The 20,087-nt window shown below is 47.7% G+C and carries 9 protein-coding genes; 4 read left to right on the top strand and 5 right to left on the bottom strand.

The genetic code is table 11. The features are described 5' to 3' along the window. Nucleotides 1-199 precede the first annotated feature (199 nt). From aceE to AC1YY3_RS03575, 4 genes are read left to right on the top strand one after another with little or no spacing between them, the layout of a single operon-like run. A complete protein-coding gene (gene aceE / locus AC1YY3_RS03590; RefSeq protein ID WP_481823990.1) occupies nucleotides 200-2,878 on the top strand; it encodes a pyruvate dehydrogenase (acetyl-transferring), homodimeric type in 2,679 nt (892 codons plus the stop codon). Nucleotides 2,879-2,937: 59 nt separating this feature from the next. Next, nucleotides 2,938-4,242 (top strand): dihydrolipoyllysine-residue acetyltransferase, encoded by a 1,305-nt coding sequence (gene aceF, locus AC1YY3_RS03585; RefSeq protein ID WP_481823991.1) that lies wholly within the window; start codon nucleotides 2,938-2,940, stop codon nucleotides 4,240-4,242. Between the two features lie 14 nt (nucleotides 4,243-4,256). Then, entirely contained in the window at nucleotides 4,257-5,690 is a 1,434-nt protein-coding gene (gene lpdA, locus AC1YY3_RS03580; RefSeq protein WP_481823992.1) for a dihydrolipoyl dehydrogenase, read from the top strand. A gap of 42 nt (nucleotides 5,691-5,732) precedes the next feature. After that, nucleotides 5,733-8,477 carry a glycosyltransferase gene (locus tag AC1YY3_RS03575; protein ID WP_481823993.1) on the top strand — a complete coding sequence of 915 codons (2,745 nt, stop codon included), beginning with the start codon at nucleotides 5,733-5,735 and terminating at the stop codon, nucleotides 8,475-8,477. A 69-nt stretch (nucleotides 8,478-8,546) separates the two neighbouring features. On the opposite strand, the gene AC1YY3_RS03570 is transcribed toward AC1YY3_RS03575, so the two are convergent. The 5 genes from AC1YY3_RS03570 to AC1YY3_RS03550 form a co-directional block, all read right to left on the bottom strand. After that, nucleotides 8,547-9,434, bottom strand: a complete 888-nt coding sequence (locus AC1YY3_RS03570; RefSeq protein ID WP_482194322.1) for an SCO family protein — start codon at nucleotides 9,432-9,434, stop codon at nucleotides 8,547-8,549. An 86-nt stretch (nucleotides 9,435-9,520) separates the two neighbouring features. Further along, nucleotides 9,521-12,145 carry a multicopper oxidase domain-containing protein gene (locus AC1YY3_RS03565; protein WP_482194321.1) on the bottom strand — a complete coding sequence of 875 codons (2,625 nt, stop codon included), beginning with the start codon at nucleotides 12,143-12,145 and terminating at the stop codon, nucleotides 9,521-9,523. Nucleotides 12,146-12,946: 801 nt separating this feature from the next. Continuing rightward, the gene (locus tag AC1YY3_RS03560; RefSeq protein WP_481823996.1) at nucleotides 12,947-16,255 is read right to left on the bottom strand and encodes an HYR domain-containing protein; all 3,309 of its coding nucleotides are present in this window, start codon (nucleotides 16,253-16,255) and stop codon (nucleotides 12,947-12,949) included. A gap of 11 nt (nucleotides 16,256-16,266) precedes the next feature. Then, nucleotides 16,267-17,007: a hypothetical protein gene (locus tag AC1YY3_RS03555; RefSeq protein WP_481823997.1), complete on the bottom strand. Its 741-nt coding sequence runs from the start codon at nucleotides 17,005-17,007 to the stop codon at nucleotides 16,267-16,269. 478 nt (nucleotides 17,008-17,485) lie between these two features. Next, complete coding sequence (locus AC1YY3_RS03550) at nucleotides 17,486-19,987, bottom strand: hypothetical protein (RefSeq protein WP_481823998.1); 2,502 nt, start codon at nucleotides 19,985-19,987, stop codon at nucleotides 17,486-17,488. Between the last annotated feature and the right edge of the window lie 100 nt (nucleotides 19,988-20,087).

The raw sequence follows: 20,087 nt of genomic DNA, 5'->3' as shown, positions 1-20,087 counted from the left end.
GATCAGTTAACACCCTATTTACCGAAATGGGTACATTCCCTAATCCAGTTTTTGTATATAATATTACGGATAATCAACGCATTCAGGATCACCTAGCTTTGGCTCCTACACAAAACCCGTCAGTTTTTAAACCCCTAGCAACTGCATATCGCCCAACATTACTATGAGCTATGCACGCCCCGCCCCAACAGGAACACACATGAGCAACAGTTTAGTGTCAGATATTACTGGTCAGGAAGATGTCGATCCGGCAGAAACTAAGGAATGGATTGAAGCGCTACAATCTGTCCTGGAGATTGAAGGCAGCGAACGCGCCCACTTTCTAATTGAACGACTGGTTGCAGTAACGCGCCGTTTTGGTTTTGACATACCTTTTAGTGCCAATACGGCTTATATCAATACCATCCCTGTCGCCCAACAAGCACAATTTCCGGGCGATTTTGCCATCGAGCAGCGCATTCGGTCCTATGTGCGCTGGAATGCGATGATGATGGTGTTACGTGCCAATAAAGACACCAACGTCGGTGGACATATTGCCAGTTTTGCTTCGGCGGCAAGCTTATACGACGTGGGTTACAACCATTTTTGGCGTGCTGCTACCGAGCAATTCGCAGGGGATTTGATATTTACCCAAGGACACTCTGCACCAGGTGATTATTCACGGGCTTTTTTGCTGGGGCGACTGACCGAAGACCAATTAAACAATTTCCGGCAAGAAGTCGGTGGTAATGGCTTATCTTCTTATCCGCATCCGTGGTTAATGCGTGAATTCTGGCAATTTCCTACCGTTTCTATGGGCTTAGGCCCAATCATGGCGATTTACCAAGCCCGTTTCATGCGCTATATGCAAGGCCGTGGCTTTGCCGAGAGTTCAGACCGCAAGGTTTGGGCGTTTCTGGGTGATGGCGAAACTGACGAACCGGAATCACTTGGTGCTATCGGCATGGCAGGACGGGAAAAACTGGATAACCTGATTTTCGTCATCAATTGCAATCTACAGCGTTTGGATGGACCAGTACGCGGCAATGGCAAAATCATCCAGGAACTGGAAAGTGAATTCCGTGGTGCGGGTTGGAATGTTATTAAACTGGTTTGGGGACAACGTTGGGATGCGCTGCTGGCGCGTGACAAAGATGGCTTGTTAGCTGCTAGGATGATGGCGTGTGTGGATGGTGATTTCCAAACCTTCAAATCCAAAGATGGCGCGTATGTGCGGGAACATTTTTTCAATACACCTGAGTTAAAAGCGATGGTTTCCGACTGGTCAGACCGTGATATTTGGGAACTTGATCGTGGCGGACATGATTCCGCCAAAGTTTATGCGGCATTCCATGCGGCGGCAAACTGTAAAGGTCAGCCTACCGTTATTCTGGCTAAGACCATCAAAGGTTACGGCATGGGCGCATCAGGTGAAGCCTTATATACCTCGCATCAGCAAAAGAAGATGAGCGATGATTCCCTAAAGCATTTTAGAGATCGCTACGAACTGCCCGTCGCTGACGAGCAATTACACGACCTGCCTTATTTGACCTTCCCCGAAGGTTCAAAAGAACTGACCTACATGCAGCAGCGCCGGAGCGAACTCGGTGGACATCTGCCGTCACGGCGCACAAAATCTTACGCGCTAGAAATTCCGCCACTCAGCGAATTCAAGCCTTTGCTGGAAGCCAGTGGCGAAGGTCGTGAAATTTCGACCACTATGGCGTTTGTGCGGATGTTAAATATCCTGGCGAAAGACAAAAATATCGGCAAGCGCATCGTACCGATTGTCCCTGATGAATCCAGGACTTTCGGTATGGAAGGTATGTTTAAGCAACTCGGCATTTGGTCGCAAGTTGGTCAGTTATATACCCCCCAAGATGCTGGACAATTGATGTCTTACAAAGAAGACAAAAACGGTCAGGTTTTGCAAGAAGGCATTAACGAAGCCGGTGGCTTGTGCGATTGGATCGCAGCGGGTACGTCATATTCCACCAACAATGTGCCAATGATCCCGTTTTTTATCTACTATTCCATGTTTGGTTTCCAACGGGTTGGTGATTTGATCTGGGCGGCGGCTGACCAGCGCACCCGTGGCTTCCTGATGGGCGGCACGGCTGGCAGGACGACACTGAATGGCGAAGGCCTTCAACATGAAGACGGTCATAGCCATTTGATATCGGCAACTGTCCCTAACTGCGTCTCTTACGACCCTACTTTCGCTTATGAGTTAGTCGTGATTATCCAGGACGGTATGCGGCGCATGTATGTCGAGCAAGAGGATGTGTTTTATTACATCACGGTGATGAATGAGAATTACAGCCATCCTGCCCTGCCTGAAGGCGCAGAAGCCGATATACTTAAAGGCATGTATTGCTTTAAACGCGGTGAAAACAACAGAAAGCCGCGAGTGCAATTGTTAGGTTCTGGCGTTATCTTCCGCGAAGTTGAATTCGCTGCTGAAATGCTGCGTAATGACTGGGGTGTAGAATCTGATCTTTGGAGCTGCCCAAGCTTTACCGAACTAGCACGAGAAGGTCAGCACTATGATCGCTGGAATCGCTTACATCCATTGGAATCGCCTAAAATATCGCATGTCGCTAAGTGCTTGGATAAAGCCGATGGTCCGGTCATCGCTGCCAGCGATTATACCCGCGCCTTTGCCGAGCAAATCCGTGCTTATATAGCCGCACCTTATGTCGTGCTGGGTACTGACGGCTTTGGTCGCTCCGATACGCGCAGCAATCTCCGCAAATTCTTCGAGGTTGACCGTTTTCACGTTACCGTTGCAGCATTGAAAAGCTTGGCTGACCTGGGCAAACTGGATAAAGCCAAAGTTGCCGAAGCCATTGCCAAGTATGGCATAGCCACTGATATAACTGCACCTTGGTTAACGTAATCGGTTAACTTAATTGGCTGACCTACTTCGGGATAAACACAAACTGGATAACAATAAAAATGGCTGATGTAATTGAAATAAAAGTCCCTGATGTGGGTGGCGTTGCCAGTATTGACGTGGTTGAAGTGCTGATTAAGCCAGGCGATACGGTAGCATTAGACCAAATCATTGCAACACTTGAAACCGATAAAGCCAGCATGGATCTTCCTGCCAGTGCGGGTGGAACCGTACAACAAGTGCATATCAAACCCGGCGATAAAGTTGCCGAAGGTTCGTTAGTTGCAACGGTATTGATGGAGGGTGCAGAAACAACAACTCCAGCAAAACCTGAACAACCAGACCAGAAACCGGAAGTGTCAGCACCTAAAGCACAAGAACAACCCGCACCAGTTATAACACCAGAACCTATCAAACCCGCTACCGCTACACCTGCGTTAGCTCCCATCACTGACCAAGGCAGTGCAATAAGCGCACACGCTTCACCTTCCGTACGACTGTTTGCACGGGAATTAGGCGTAGACATCACCCAAATAAGCGCAGGTAATGGTCGTAAAGGACGCATTTTAAAGCAGGATGTCCAAAGCTATGTAAAACGCATCATTAGCGAAGGCATACCGCAAGGCGGCGCAGGCATTCCGTCTATTCCCGCTGTCGATTTCTCGCAATTTGGCGAGACAGAAACACAAAAACTAAGCAAAATCAAACGCTTGACAGGACAAAACCTTAGCCGAGTCTGGCTTAATCTTCCTATGGTAACTTACCATGAAGAAGCCGACATCACTGAAATGGAAGCCTTCCGCGTAGCATTGAATGCCGAAAAAACCAAGGTTGAGGTAAAAATCACCGCCTTGATGTTTATCATGAAAGCTTTAGTTGCTGCCATGAAGCAGTTCCCCAGCTTTAATGCCTCTCTGTCTGCTGATGGCGAGAATTTGATACTCAAAAAGTACATCAACATTGGCATTGCCGTAGATACGCCCAATGGTTTGGTAGTGCCAGTCCTACGGAATGTTGATAGCAAAAGCATCAATCAATTGGCTACTGAATTGGCAGAAAAAAGCGATAAGGCAAGATTAGGTAAGCTTATGCCAGCCGACATGCAAGGCGGATGTTTAACCATCTCCAGCTTAGGCGGAATAGGTGGCACTGCATTTACACCCATCGTCAATGCACCGGAAGTCGCCATCTTGGGCGTTACCCGCGCCAAAATGCAGCCCGTTTGGAATGGTAAGGAATTTATCCCAAGATTGATGTTGCCGCTGGATTTGACTTACGATCATCGAGTAATCGACGGCGCAGAAGGCGCACGATTTATGGCATTCATCAAACAAAATTTAAGTGACATCAGACGTTTATTACTTTGACAGGAGAACAATCAATGACAAGCAATCCAGGAAGTAATGAACTAAAAACAGAAATCGTTGTGCTGGGCGGCGGCCCTGGCGGCTATACCGCCGCCTTCCGCGCTGCCGACTTAGGCAAGCAAGTCGTATTGATTGAACGCTATCCCGTATTGGGCGGTGTTTGCTTGAATGTCGGCTGTATTCCCTCAAAAGCTTTGTTGCACATGGCATTGGTTATCCACGAGGCCGAGGAATTTCAGCAAAATGGCATTAGCTTTGGCAAGCCGAAGATTGATCTCGACAAAGTCCGCGCTTGGAAAGCCAGCGTCACCAAAACCCTGAACGATGGTTTGGCTGGACTGGTTAAGCAACGAAAAATCACCTTAGTACAAGGCTTTGGCAAGTTTACCTCAGCCAACACCATCAGTGTTGAAAACGAACAAGGTGCGATAACCACAGTACAATTCGACCAAGCAATTATCGCCGCAGGTTCGCATCCGACTAAAATCCCGTCATTTCCTTATGACGATGCACGATTAATGGATTCAACCGATGCGCTAGAGCTAAAGCAAATCCCCAAAAAACTGCTGATTGTTGGCGGCGGCATTATCGGTCTCGAAATGGCAACGGTTTATCATGCCTTGGGTTCGGAAATCAGTGTTGTCGAGTTGATGGATCAAATCATTCCTGGCTGTGATAAGGATTTGGTTACACCCTTGTTTCGCCGCATCAAAAAACAATATAAAAACATCTGGTTAGAGTCGAAAGTCACCTCCATCCAAGCGCAAAGCAAAGGTCTAAAAGTGTCTTTCGAGGGAAAAGATGCCCCAGAATCCGAATTGTTCGATTCGGTTTTAGTTGCCGTCGGCAGAAAACCCAATGGCAAAATCATCGCCGCTGAACAGGCTGGCATCAAAGTTGACGAGCAGGGTTTTATCGCCGTCGATAAGCAACAGCGCACCAATGTCAGCCATATCTTTGCCATCGGCGATATAGTCGGCAATCCCATGCTCGCCCACAAAGCCGCACATGAAGGCAAAGTCGCCGCCGAAGTTGCCGCTGGGCATAAAGCGGCATTCGATGCCTTGACCATCCCCAACGTCGCCTACACTGATCCCGAAATCGCCTGGATGGGCTTGACCGAAAACCAAGCCAAACAACAGGGCATAGAGTACGACAAAGCCGCCTTCCCTTGGGCTGCCAGTGGCCGCTCCTTAAGTATTGGTCGAAAAGAAGGCATTACCAAACTTATCTGCGAAAAAGGTACAGGTCGTGTGTTAGGTGCTGGCATCGTTGGTACTAATGCAGGTGAATTGATTGCCGAAGCAGTATTAGCACTTGAAATGGGTGCTGATGCAGAAGATATTGGCTTAACTATCCATCCGCATCCAACCTTATCGGAAACCCTAGGTTTTGCAGCAGAAATGATAACCGGCACGATTACCGATATTTACATTAAAAAACAATAATATAAACAATTTTGAAATACGCGAACACCACCGAGTAAAACGATGACAAGAACGTTAGCCATAATACTTTCTCTTGCACTGTTGGTCGCCATTAATTTCAATATCTGGAGTTACATCAACAACCCGCTCCAACTAGAACCGTGGACCAGCACCACAATGGGTGTCACTTTTGATCCTACCAAAAAAGATGAAACCCTTGAGACCAAAAAAACCCTCATCTACCATGAAGAAGACATAGATAAAGATTTGACCTTATTGGAAGGCAAATTTCACGCCATCCGTACCTATAGCGTACTACAAGGTCTACATAAAGTTCCTGAGCTGGCGGTTAAGCATAATCTCAACGTAACCCTAGGAGCATGGATAGGTGTCGATAAGGAAAAAAACCGCCAGGAAATTGAAACTCTTATTCAGCTAAGTCGAGAAGACAACAATAGAATTGTAAGATTGATGGTGGGCAATGAAGTATTGCTCCGTAACGATATTCCTAAAGAACAATTAGTCGAATACATCCGCGAAGTTAAGAAACGTACATGGCGACCTGTTAGCACCTCGGAAACTTGGGATAGATGGTTAGCAAACCCCGATCTCGCTAAGGAAGTCGATTATATCGGTGCACATTTTCTACCTTATTGGGAAGGTATTTCTGTTGATGAAGCCGTCGATTATGTCTTTGACCGTTACCATGATTTGCAAGTCGCATTCCCCAATAAGCCTATCGTAATTACCGAAGTAGGCTGGCCTTCAGATGGGCAACCCTACATCCACGCGACGGCATCCAAAAACAATCAAGCCAAATTCCTGCGCGAGTTTCTTAACCGCGCTGCCAAAGAAAAACTGGCTTATTATGTAATTGAAGCTTTCGATCAGCCTTGGAAACGTACCAATGAAGGTACGGCTGGTGCTTATTGGGGGCTTTTCAATGCCGATAGGCAACTCAAATTTCCGATGGATGGCGATGTCATGACTCTGCCAACTTGGGAACACTGGGCGACAGGGGCAGCTATTTTCAGTGTCCTTATTATGGGCGTATTTTTATACACGCGTAATACCATGAAGCTACCCGGCATATTGTTTTTCGGTGTGGTTGCTAACCTTGCGGCATCTTTTATTTTCTGGACGGTTTCAATCGGCGCGCAACAGTATCAAACCAGCATGTCTATTGCCTTTTGGGTGCTGATAGTATTGATGCAAATCATGGCGCTCATTATTTTACTCATCGAAAGCCTGGAAATTGCAGAAATCGTCTGGCATCGAAAAACGGCACGTACATTCCAACCTTTAGAACCAGCCTCTGATTTTAAGTATCCTAAGGTATCGTTGCATCTCCCCATCCACAACGAACCGCCAAAAATGGTGCGGAAAACGCTAGAAGCCTTGGCTAAAGTGGATTATCCCAATCTTGAAGTCCTGGTCATGGACAACAACACCAAAGACCCTGCTGTTTGGCAACCTGTAGAAGCAGATTGCAAACGCTTGGGTTCAAAATTCCGATTTTTTCATCTGGAAAACTGGCCCGGCTTTAAAGCTGGAGCAATTAACCATGCCCTGGAACAAACTGCCAGTGACGCGGAAATTATCGCTGTTATCGACAGTGATTACATCCTCTCGCCGGATTGGCTGAAACGCATGGTGCCTTATTTCGATAATGAAAATGTCGGCTTTGTGCAATCCCCTCAAGATTACCGTGACCTGCACATCAGTGCCTTCAAGTCATTCTGTTATTGGGAGTACGCCGGTTTCTTCAATATTGGCATGGTGCAACGTAACGAATACAACGCCATTATCCAGCACGGCACGATGACGATGGTCAGAAAATCGGCCTTACTCGAAGTGGGTAACTGGGCGCAGTGGTGCATCTGTGAAGACAGCGAACTGGGGCTTAGATTGTACGAAGCGGGCTATGATTCGGTCTATTGTAAAGACTCCTTCGGCAAGGGACTAATGCCAGACACTATGTCCGGTTACATGACCCAACGCTACCGTTGGGTGTATGGCGCGATGCAGATCATCAAAGCACATTGGCGTAGTTTTATCCCGTCAAAAAAATCCCCCTTAACCTCTGCCCAACGCTATTACTTCGTAGCCGGATGGCTACCCTGGTTTTCCGATGCGTTGGCATTGTTATTCACCACTGCCAGTCTAGCGCTAACAGGGATGATCTGGTATGGCATCAAACTTAGCCCTTTACTTGATATTTTGATTGAAAATTTACAAAGTTCAGGCGGCGCAAATGTACTAGATCAGGTGTTAATTTTCTTAGACCGCCTGTTTATTCATGACTTCAAAATAGAAGGCAATAGACCCAATATAGAACTGCCAATCACAGCTTTTCTATTACCAACCATCGGTTTGTTCAGCTTTAAAATAATCCGTAGCTTGTGGCTTTATCAAGTACGAGTTCCTTGTTCTGTTTGGCAATCCATCGGTGCGTCATTGACTGGCTTATCATTAACCCATACCGTTGCAAAAGGCACGATACAGGGCTTATTTATCAATGGCAAACCATTCATGCGCACGCCCAAGTATGAAAAACAAGGCCCCTTGTTTACCGGTTTGATGACAATAAGGGAAGAATTGTTGTTACTTAGTCTCTTGGTCGCCTCAATATTATTTATGAGTAACGCAGAACACTTCGATAATCTCAGCGGCCACCTTTGGATAGCCGTATTAGCTGTTCAATCAGTGCCTTATATAGCTACGTTATTGACCCTTCTGATCAGCATTGCGCCCAATTATCGCTGGAATAAAGCCGCTATCGAAATGGAAGAGTTAGACGACGCTTAGATGTTATAAGTTGTTATAGGAATCCCCTCATCTTAGCTTTCGCCCTTTGGAGAAGGTAGCAATGAGAACTTATGGGTTTTTGCTAGTCGCTTCCATATAATTAATCAGTGCTTCCACATCGGAATCACTGAGCCTTAAATTAGGCATCAGTATTTTGTTGTAGCGGTTGTAGAAATCGGTCGCAATGGGGTCTTTTTCTGCTAATAGCTTATCCGGTGTTTTTATCCACCGAGCTAGCCACGCCTTATCTCGGCGTTGCGTAACGCCTTGCAGCCCTGGCCCTAAGCCATCCTCATTGCCCAAGCTATGACAGGAATCACAACGGGAACGGAAAATGTCTTCGCCCCGTCCCATTTTAGGTAATTTTTCTGCACTCGCATAACTTGCAAGATTTGCCTTGCGACCAGACTTCGCGTGACCCAAAGACCGACCCAGTAAGGAAGCCAAAACTTTGGGTTCATCAAAAGAAGAGCGTTTTATCCATTGCCCAGTGCTTTCATTGCCTACCATAAAACTGGTGTTATGTTCGCCGAGCTTGCTGGCTTCAACACCGTCCCTGAAGAGACCTAAGGATTTACGCAGCAGCGTGGTATCAGTTTCGCGCCCTGTCAAAAAACGCCAGCCAGATCCAACTTTGAATCTTTCTGCATACTCCTTGAGAACTTTTGGGGTATCGTGTTTAGGATCAATACTTATCGAGTAAAAGAAAATATCTTTCCCCATACGGTCAGCCAATAATTTATATACTTGGCGCAAATTCGCCGTTTCTGCTGGACAACTATCGCCACAGTGGGTATAGATGAAATTAATGGCAACGACCTTATCTTTGATAAGGTCATCGTAGAAATGAACGGTCTTACCATCTTGGTCAACCAATTCGATATTAGGGAAATAGTTTTTTCCCCAAGGTGAACCCTTGGGGGCAGCCCAGACAGGGCTACCCCCAAAAGCCAACATAGCACTTATGAATACTGCGTAGAAACACAGGCTTCTCAAACTACCTACGACACTATGCGTTTTCATCAACCTTGTCATTTGGTGTTCTATGGCAGGACGAAAGCTTGCTTAGCGGCCACATCACCGGTTTTAGCGGTCGGCAAATATATACTGGGATCGTATCGAACCCCATCCCAGTCCGGCTCTGGTGTCGGTATGGCTAGTGTTTGACCGGGGTGTTCTAAATCCCAACGCAACAACATCGCCTTATCTTCATGTTGAGTATTGTGGCAATGTTCCACATAAGTGCCACCAAACTCTCTGAAGCGAATAGCAATATCGACATTGGATGTACTGTCTGGCAGAGTACCTATCCGATAGACATCTTTACGCGCATATTTTTCCCAGATCGGCGGCGCTATACCTCCACGTTTAAGAATTTGCCCTTCTTCAAAGTGAACATGCACTGGATGACTCCAACCTAGACCACCACTGAGATGCCATATCTCAACTTTGCCTAGTCCGTTTGGGGTTGATGGAAGCTGTGGTGCCGCTGAAACCCGCGTTGGATCAGCAGGTAAGCCAGCACCACCATCGGTTTTTATCGTCCAAGGCACTAGGTCTGTAGCATTGGATCTACCAAAAACGAAGCTTCTATGCACAGCAGCTTTCAGTTCCTGAGTCGTCGGTTTATTCAATGGAATCATCTGTTTCCCGGGGACAACTTTCTTAGTAACTGGATCAGTGACCTTTTCTTGATATTCCGCAGGATTCATACTGAAATCTGAGCAAGTAGTGGTCCCGTTACATCCTTTTACCCTAAACTCCAGGAACTTACCCACGCCTGGATCGCCATTTTTGCCATCCGCCCTATATTTTCCACTCAGCACATCAGCCAATGGAATGACTTTGTTAGGCCCTTTACCATCCTTATGCTCCAGTAAATTAACCAGGTACAATTTTTTGCCTGCCATGCCTTTAAAGTCGATAATCATGTCATAGCGTTCGGCAATGCCTTGTTCAGGCCAAGCCTGAGTTGACTGGGCATTAGGGAATGGAATAGCGTGTTGCATAATATTGCCGTCATTCGCAATCATATAGGAAGGCACTACTTTTCCGGCTTGATCCACAACAGCTATCTTATAGTAACGCGAGACACTACCATTCAGAACACGAAAACGGTAGCGGCGTGCCCGAACATCGACATAAGGTTTGTAGCCCCAGTTGACGGCAATACGGTCACCCAGATAACCATCGGTGTTGAAGATATTGAATTTAAGCTGGCCTTCACTATCCCAGGCCTTGTCGGCAACCACCAGATTCATGTCATAATCGCGGTTGCCCCAATCCAGACCAGAACCACTCGGTAAGCATAAGTTGGCATTGTTGGCGTTCATATAATGACAGCCGTAGCCAGGGTTCAACCTTCCTGAACTTCCTGAAATACCTGTACTGGCCTCTGTCAAATCGACAGGCTCCCGTCCGCGATCAATGGCACTGTAGTAATTCATCATCGCAGCATTGCCTTTGTATACATTCTGCGCGGTGTAATCCAGCATGTGGTCATGAAACCAATGGGTACTCATGGTTTCATGCCAGTCGCCTTGAACTCGCGTTATGCCTCCGTTACCATCAGGCGCACCCGTTTTGAGATCAGTTGCTCCGGTATTGATGCTGTCATGTCCGGCCAGAACCATCGGCCAATGGTAATCATAAAACTGCCCCGGATAAAAGTAGGCGTGCATAAAGCCGTCACTTTCAGCCGGATTATGACCGTTATGTTCGTGAGTACTGATGGTATTCTTACCAAAACCACCATTTGCGCCGGGATCGATAGGCAGTGCATCGTAGTGACGGAACAAAATGGCTTCGCCATAACGTGCCATCAGTAATTTTGGCGGTAAAGTACCATCAAACGTCCACACATGCTGAGGATCTTGGGTAGGTAAATTATGGTTTAGCTTTATTGATAAACCTTCATTACCCGGCTTTCCATCGCCATCAGCATCGACATAGTACAGTCCACCCGGATCACCATGATCAGGATCAGGGGCGCGAAATTCCCCCACCTTGTATTCATGAAGCTGTTTCTTGTCACGCAGACCACCATTGACGCGAGCACCCGTCTGGGCAGATTGAAAGTAAGCTTGTGCAGGAAACTCATCCCAACGTTGATGGGCAAACCATTCACCAGTCGGGCGACCATCAGCGGGCATTGCCATATCTGTCGGTAAACCAAGACAATCCTTTACTTTAGCTTCCCAAGGATTAGTTGCTGTAATTAGTTCATGTGCATCTGTCTCGTCCGATTTTCGAGTGGGAATTGAATGAAGATCTTCCCTCAGAAAATCATCAAGGTCATCACCATTTGGAATCCCATCACAATCCGCAGGCACGGGAAACGTCAGCGGTATGGATGATGAAGACGTGTCAGAGCTAGATATATTCTCAAGCCCAAATTCTTCAAACAACAATAACTTGTCTTCAAATTCATAAGCGCACTTATCACCAATACACAGCGGGCTGGGTACAGGTACGGGATTAAGACCATTTTCGGTTGGGATGTTGAATTCCGCATGGACAGGCAGCGTAAACGCTAAACAGCCAGACAACGCCGCTATAGCCACAGCCAAACCGATAGGTTTATTGGTTTTGGAAGAAAGTATTTCGCCCTTATCCGTGTATTGTTTATCAACGTTTTCCTTCACGCTGAGATTGTTCGTTTTTTTCATGGTAAATTCCTCTTATTGACGGTATGAGGATTTGCACAAACTTGTCGTCAAATGCAAATGTTTCATATCAATTCAGCTTAGATTAGTTAGGTATGAAGCTTTCCCAAAACAAGCCGAAACTCCTATTGTTATTTTTAAACTTTCACCAAGAAGTCGCCTTGCCTTAGCATTGGTGAGCCTAGTTCTAAAAAGTCATCGGCACTTGTCAATTAATCGACTAGCAGAACACCGTACCGATAGCTTACAACTTGCTGGGAAATATCAAATCCTTGCAGAGCTGATTTTCCTCCCAACATTTACTATTAAGCCTGCATTAGGATTTTTGCTACCAGAGCAGACCGTTTTCGTGCAACTACCTGTTGCAGTAAGAAATCTCTAAAAATTCAAAATCCGCCTTCTTCCAGAGGGAATAGCTATTTTTAGTGACTTCCTAATGAAACTCCCTAAATACAACCCAAGACCATTATTGATTCGGTCTTTTAATGTTTGAACCGTTCGTGCTGAGCGATTCGAAGCTCACACACCTTCCGACAGGCTCAAGACGAACAGTAATTAAAACATCACAAGGTCGAATCTATAGATTAAAACTCATCGTTTCGGCAGTGCTAGTACCCAAGTCCAGAATTCAAGGTTGGTTAAAGTAGAGACGCAAATTTTTGCGTCTCTACGTACCATCTCTGTTACTGAATACCAGCAACCTCTATGAATGGAGGAAGTGCGGAGAGGATAATGGCATCCCCTCCCCTAACCCATCAGCCGGTATGACGACCTAACTTAACGACATTGAGATACGACTTCGGACTACCGAATTCTTACGCTTATATTCTCCTGAACTGTACCCGCTGAGGAGCGTAAGCTAATCCGTGTCGTGCAGGCCAATCCATTTTGGGTTGAATATGACCAACTACCGTTGTTTACAGTACGTGGCGTACCCAAATTCAATAATGTGTTCGAGTCAGAAGGCACTGTCGCTGAGGTATACAATTGAATGCTGTTGGTTGTTGAGTTTGTACCGCGAACCGACCATTCACCACCGTTATTTCTCCTTTTGCATTGAGGCGTATTGACAGTTATCGTTTCAGAAACAACCGCATTGACCGTCACTTGCTGTACGCAGTTTGCACTCAACCCTGCTGCATCCGTGGCTGTCCAGGTTACCGTTGTCAGTCCGAGCGAAAGATCACCGGCTGGTGTACGGGTAACGACAGGCGTAGACACGTTGTCAGTCGCAACCAACAGCGGCAACGCTTCGCCTTGTGTTAAAGTCACGGTTGCTGGGCAGTTTGTGAAAACTGGGGGAACTTGATCCGTCGCTTCCACTACGGTAACAACGAAGCTAACGGAATTAGCATTTCCCGCAACGTCACTTGCACTACAAGTTACCGCGTTTGCACCAAGTGGCATCGTAGCGCCAGAAGCTGGCAAACAACTTACACCTGCGGCACTGACCCCAGAGAAAGTATCAGTTGCAGTTGGCGCAGTATAAGTAACTACTGCTCCCGCCGCACTGGTCGCTGCTCTTGTAAACGATGCTGGTGTACCCGTAAAGGTAGGTGCAATTGTGTCTACCCTTAATGTGGGAGTAGCCACTGTCGCCGATGTGCCACCACCACTGGTTGCATTACATGAGAACGATTGACCTACTGTATTTCCTACCGCAGCTTGATCAACACAACCAACTCTAGCCGTAATTGGTGTATGAGGATCAGTCACTGTCCACGTTACACTAGGCGATGTCTTATACCAGCCAGCCAAACCATCAACCGCAGGGGCAACAACAAAGCTGACTAGCGGAGCGGTATTGTCTGCAACAGTTACGTTAAAAGTACGGTTGGCCGTATTGCCCGCCACATCCCTTGCTGAACAAGTAACCACTGTAGTACCCATAGGGAAGGTTGAACCCGATGCTGGTGTACAACTTACCCCACCATTCAGGCCAGACCCTGGGGTCGGATCAGTCGCGGTCGGCGTAGCATAGGTCACCACAGCACCATTTGATCCAGTTGGGTTACGTGTGATGTTGGCAGGTGCAGTGAAAGTAGGCAAACCAATATCTACCTTTACAGTCCGAGTTATCGTTCCGGTTGAACCACCTGCACTAGTTGCACTACAGGTCATGTTTACACCTGCTGATGCCGTCGAGGTTGATCTTGTTGCTGGTGTACAAGCTGGACTGGTAACAGCTGACTCGGCATCAGTGACTGACCAAGATGTAGCTACAGGCGCTAAAAACCAACCCGATGCAGCAGGTGCTGCTGGCACAGTGTTGAAGACGACCACGGGCGGCGTTTGGTCTGCCACGGTCACTACAAAGCTGGTGCTGCTGCTATTGCCTGCAACATCACTAACCGAACAGTTGACTGTAGTAGATCCCATAGGGAAAGCCACACCAGACGCTGGTAGACAACTTACGCCCGTTGCACTAACACCAGAAAAAGTATCGGTAGCCGTCGGGTTTGTATAATTGACCACTGCACCAGTCGGGCTGCTTGCTTGTTGCGTGAACGCGGCTGGCACATCCGCAAGAACGGGCGCAACGGTATCGACTTTAATGATTGCCGTGGTCACGGGTAGAGACGTTCCGCCTGCACTCGTCGCGGTACATGAAAGTGGCGGTTGCCCGGCAGGTGACGTATTAGCCACTGCGGGTACATTGGTACAGCCTGCTCTTGACGAAATAGCCGATTCGGCATCCGTTACCGTCCAGGTTATGCTTGGCGATACCAAATACCAACCGGATGCATTCGGTGTCGCTGGGCTTACCGCGACGCTGACTATTGGTGCCGTTCTGTCTCCGCCAACTGTCACTATTTGCGAGCAGGTCGCCGCGTTGCCGTTGGCATCGGTTGCTGTCCAAACTACGGTAGTGTCGCCATTAGGGAATGTCACTGGTCGATTGTTTGTGATAACGGGCGCTGTGTCCAGATTATCCTGGGCGGCCGCTGTACCGATACTAGCAGGCTGAGTACCAGTCGTAGTGACCGTTGTGGGGCAAGTTACAGTCGGCTTCTCCCTGTCTGGTGTCAACAGGAAAGCGTGGGGTTCTACCTTATTGAGATTGTTAACCGTGTCAACTTTTGTCAAAGTGCCAATACCGACAATCTGGCCACCATCGTTGATAGCATTGGCTTCGGACAACACCCAGCCAGTGTTGGGCAAAATCAACCCGTTGAGATCGGCTAATGCGGTGGCTCCAGCCTTACGGACGATAGCGCGTTTTGCTGCGCCGCCCGCCGTGGTGGAATAACCGACTACATCGCCATTTGCATTAATGTCGATACCGGCAGTATGGCTGCTAGTGGTTGTCAAAGCGCCAAGATTTACCATGCCTTGTCCAGCCTGCCAGATAAAACCTTGGAACACTGTATCGCCAGTATTACTGGAAATCCCAGTGACTTGACCTTGGGCATTAATAGCCATCGCCTCACTATAAGTGCCACCCAAGGTTCCCAAGTCCTGAGCTGGGTTGTTATAAGGCGGTGTCCAAAGAGTAGCGTGGGTGACACGATTAGCATCTTCGGCATAACCGACAACCTGACCGATAAAATTGATGTCGTTACCCTGGCTATTACTACCACCAAGCGTACCAAGGTCAGTAGGCGAGGCAACAGAATTAAACCAGACAACACCTCGCTCGGCGACATTGCCAGCGATGCTGGCGGAACCGGTTATCAAGTCGTTATCGTTTATGGCTGTGGCACGGCTGAACTCTCCGCCCAAGGTCGGTAGACCCTGCATCAAGCCAAGCGCCCCAAGTGTCCAGACAAAGCCGTGGGTGTCAACGTCACTGACGATACTGGAATTGCCAACGACTTTTCCTACGTTATTAATGCCAGCGGCTAAAGCATAAGTGCCGCCGAGGGTGTTAAGATCTTCCAAACCGATACCATCCTGCCAAAGGAATGGGTGTAGAGCAGAATTAGATGGCAGATGGGAATAACCAACTACCTGTCCTGCCTCGTTCAATGCTGCGCCGTTGCTGTAGGAACCACCGAGGGTGCCTAAATCGGTCAAGGTGTATTGCGGCACGGCATGGGCTGTTCCAATTGGCAAGCCTATGGCAAGCGGAGCCGCTAACAGAGCTTTAATAATATTTCGTAAGTTCTTCATGGTCCGTACTCTCAGAAATTGTTTAAAGGAACGATGGTGTATCGATCCAACTTGATGGTTCCAAGTCCGGTGCCGATAACGGTAACTTCGGTAAAGCCATGAGGATCTTCCACGCCGGTAAAGTGCACATTACCACGCTGTTCATTAGTGAAATCTCTAACAGGTGTAGCCTGTCCGTTAACAATGAACTGTAACCCGTCCAACATCCGCCCCTCATCTAGGGGGGCAGTTGGGTCGAGAAACAGGAAGGGGTCAACCACAAAGCCAAACTGGGCGATGCGTTTGTTAAATCTGATTTTGAATGGCCTAGAAGCATCCATTGGCGTATTTACAAGAGTAGACCGCCCGTTGACCGCGTATTCGATGGTGGTCTTGTCCAAATTAGAAACATTATCTTCAGGTAGCCAGTTGATTGTTGGTGCTACATGGTTGTTACCGATAGTCGTGGAGAAGAAGTCAGGTCCCAAACGCATCAACCCGTTGCCACAGTTGATGTTGTTTGCGTTGACATCTCCCGTCAGTAAACAGGAAGTAAGGCCCTCGCCGGCGGCAGCCAAACGCGCATTTAGGGTAGCTTGGGCAGTTGTGCTGGTCATACCCACTTTGACCAGATCGACAAAGAACAACGAGAAAGTCGTACTTTGCGGCCTGATGGCATCAGCACCGATCAGTCGCGGTGCAGCTGCGGCTGGCAGAGCCATAGCCGTACACAGCACTAGCGCAATATTTATTGTGATTACCTTTAAATACATTGTTAATCCTTAGTTAAAGTTCAGAAAAACTGCATAAATATAATTTAGCAGTCAGTTAATACTATTAATGACAAGCCATAATCATTAGGGTGTTCGAACCATTTCACCATTTGTTGTAATCGACACGCCAATGGTGAATCCCATAAAACAATGCAAAAGTTCAAATCTGTAAAAATACTTTACCTTTTGTTAGCCTTGAATTGTTAGCCTTGACTCTGTCATACGGCTCTCAAATCATCTTGCATGGCAAACTTTCCTTACTCCGACTGTCATTTTCAAAAACTAAAGTGATGAACCCTGACTTTTGTGATTCATCCACTTACTAAAATGAGTTGAAACCATTACCGTACATATATGACCTCAACTCCTGCGTTCTTTGGGACTCACGGCGAACACCCTGGGGTGATCGCCGTGTCCTTTATTTCTCTCTCTCATACCGACCCGCTAAAAGTGATTCGGTATGGGATTTTACTCAGCTTTATACTGGTCCACTAACGAACGAGTTACCGTTACTGGTGGTACAAGTAACCTGCCAGTTACCTGTAGCCGCTGGACCTGGGTTACCGATGACGATAAAACCTGCCGCCTGAGTCCAGTTAGTGGTGACACCTATCTGTCCAAACTCACCATTCACGTTATTGTTTCTGGTCAGCCTGCAAGTGCCGCTTGGTGCTGTCGTTCCTACCGGAGCGCCAACATTGATACCTGCATAGGTGGTTGTGAAACGGATCGACCATACGCCGCCTTGGAAACGAACCCTATTAAAGGTGGGTGTTTCTAATGCAGTACGGAAAACAATGTTGGTTTGGATAGGCACAGAACGTGAATTCGCTGTATTAGCTACCGTGTAACTGAAGCTTTCTACAACGTTGTTAACAGTTATAGTCTGACCCACCGGTGTGTAAACGAGAGTGCCGTTGGCATTTACGCTTACTGTTCCACGCACTGTGGTAAGGCTCTTGGCATCACCCGATAAGGTTTGACCAGCACCTGCCACTAGCAGAACTGATGCAGGATCTATCGCGGTGTTGCTCAAACCCGTCACATCGTTCCTCAATACATTCACGGTACGGGCACCGCCGGTGCGGAAGACTACAAAGTTATCCGCTACACCAACTGGCGGCGGAATGACCTTATCTACGCTCAAATCCACTCTAGCAACATTAGTCACTGTGTTGTCGGTGGTGTTTTGGATAGCGTAATAGAAGTTCTGGCTGATCGCTTCCATACCTTCTACAGCAGTGAAAGTCACAATGCCACCTGCTGCCGGTGCAGTAATCGTACCGACTTCTGGCTGACTGATTACTACGATACGGAAGTTCGCAGGAGTAGTATCGATGCTTGCAGTCGTCTTTTCCAGGTCTGGGTCTGCGCCATAACTTGCTGAGACTAGATCTAAGAGGGTTGCACCTGTACCAGGAACATTGTCAAAATCATCACTGACAGCACCCACAAGCAAAGCTGCGTCGCTGTTACCGGTGAGACTGATCGGATGACTGGTTTCACTGCCGCCCGAGTTAGACTGTACGAGAATTCCTTCAGGCGGAATGCGGAAGTCTCCACCAAACGTGGTCAGATCCTTCTCCAATACCATGTCATTGCTGACCATACCAGGGCAATTCTCAGTCGGTGCGCTAAATGCGCCGTAACTTGGGGCTTGCAGATTCAATGGCAACGTCGCGCCATTCTCGTCACCGGAGTGGGCGGCGATACAAAGCGTCTTCGTTACTGGGTTGAAAGTTGACTTGGTAATGACCACAGCATCAACAATACCAGAAGATGCGCGTGAAGCAGGATTACTGGTCAAGTTGGTGACTGTCACCGAAGCGGGAATCGTTTGCAACGGATCGAACTCTAGGTGAGCATGATAACGACCGGTAGGGTTGCCACCAATTTCTTCTTCCTGCATAGTGACACTAGGAAGGTGCTGAGATGCATCCGAAGAGGCGGTCAGAACCATGTTTTGTGCTTTATTAGCTTCAGCCCAAACGTCTACCGCAGCTGTAGCATTGTTACGGACATAAGTAGCCTTGGTAACAGCAACCGGATCTTGAATGGGAAGATCCCAGATACGACCTGAAATTGCGGCCAACTCTTCAAAAACCGGAGTACCAATGCTACCGTCCCCTATCAGGTCGCAGCCAAGAGGCGGTGTAATTTCCACATAATTATTGAAACCCAATTCTTCATGCCCTGGGCCTGCGGGAATGGTGCTGCCAGTGAATAAGTGAGGCGTGTTGGGATCGCCAATGTATTTGCGCGGCGCACCACCACCGACAGGGTTAATGGTTACGGCTGGGTTGGTAACACTCACTGGTGACAGACCATCCTGACCTACATTCCATTTCAGGAAGGGTCCGGTGTGACCTGCCAAGGCAGCGGTAAAATCACCAGGGATGGCAGTCTTATCGTCTGTGAAGAACAAAGCACGAGCACCTTCTTCCATCTCATAGTCGCGGACAGAAAATGGCGTACGAATGGTGTACGTACCTGTACAGGCACCACCCTGTGTTTGCAAGTCTATACGGATACGTTCACGAGAAAACACGACTTCTTGCGGATCGTTCGCAAGATGTACGGCTGGCGGCTCACCATCGGCAGTCAGATAAGCCATTTCCAAATGACCTATCCAAGACATACTACCACCGTTAATTGGAACCTCTATGTCAGCAGCAGCGTAGAACGCTTCTGGACCAATATTGCCTGCAAAACGACCAGGCGTGGCATCAGCGGTACTGGTTAAGCACAATGGACCGTTGCCACCATCATCAGGAAAGATACACTGGGCGAGCGCCATGCCGCCAGCGTCCGCAGTTTCGCGGTACCAATCTGGGAAGAAGTCGGTACTGCTAACAGGACCGTGGTCACGAAGCACGGCGTTTGCCATGCCGCTTACTAAAATTGTACCGACCAAAGCGGTACGTATTACATTACGCAGCTTGCCTTTGCCAGTCTTTAGGGTTTGTTCGTTTATCTTCATGTCAGACTCCATTTTTGTGTTGTTAAGTTGTGCAAAGGTGGCAACGTCGCTGGCACAAGCCAATCCCGTAAACTCCTTGTTAAAGTTTTTTTCACTAAGA

The sequence above is a fragment of the Methyloglobulus sp. genome, assembly GCF_964779595.1.
The sequence above is the reverse complement of the archived record's forward strand: the minus strand, read 5'-3'. Positions and strand labels throughout refer to the sequence as shown.

Coding starts and splice junctions, on each gene's coding strand:
- AC1YY3_RS03560 (WP_481823996.1), bottom strand. CDS start 16,255: ATGAAGAACTTACGAAATATTATTAAAGCTCTGTTAGCGGCTCCGCTT.
- AC1YY3_RS03555 (WP_481823997.1), bottom strand. CDS start 17,007: ATGTATTTAAAGGTAATCACAATAAATATTGCGCTAGTGCTGTGTACG.
- AC1YY3_RS03565 (WP_482194321.1), bottom strand. CDS start 12,145: ATGAAAAAAACGAACAATCTCAGCGTGAAGGAAAACGTTGATAAACAA.
- AC1YY3_RS03550 (WP_481823998.1), bottom strand. CDS start 19,987: ATGAAGATAAACGAACAAACCCTAAAGACTGGCAAAGGCAAGCTGCGT.
- aceE (WP_481823990.1), top strand. CDS start 200: ATGAGCAACAGTTTAGTGTCAGATATTACTGGTCAGGAAGATGTCGAT.
- AC1YY3_RS03570 (WP_482194322.1), bottom strand. CDS start 9,434: ATGTTGGCTTTTGGGGGTAGCCCTGTCTGGGCTGCCCCCAAGGGTTCA.
- lpdA (WP_481823992.1), top strand. CDS start 4,257: ATGACAAGCAATCCAGGAAGTAATGAACTAAAAACAGAAATCGTTGTG.
- aceF (WP_481823991.1), top strand. CDS start 2,938: ATGGCTGATGTAATTGAAATAAAAGTCCCTGATGTGGGTGGCGTTGCC.
- AC1YY3_RS03575 (WP_481823993.1), top strand. CDS start 5,733: ATGACAAGAACGTTAGCCATAATACTTTCTCTTGCACTGTTGGTCGCC.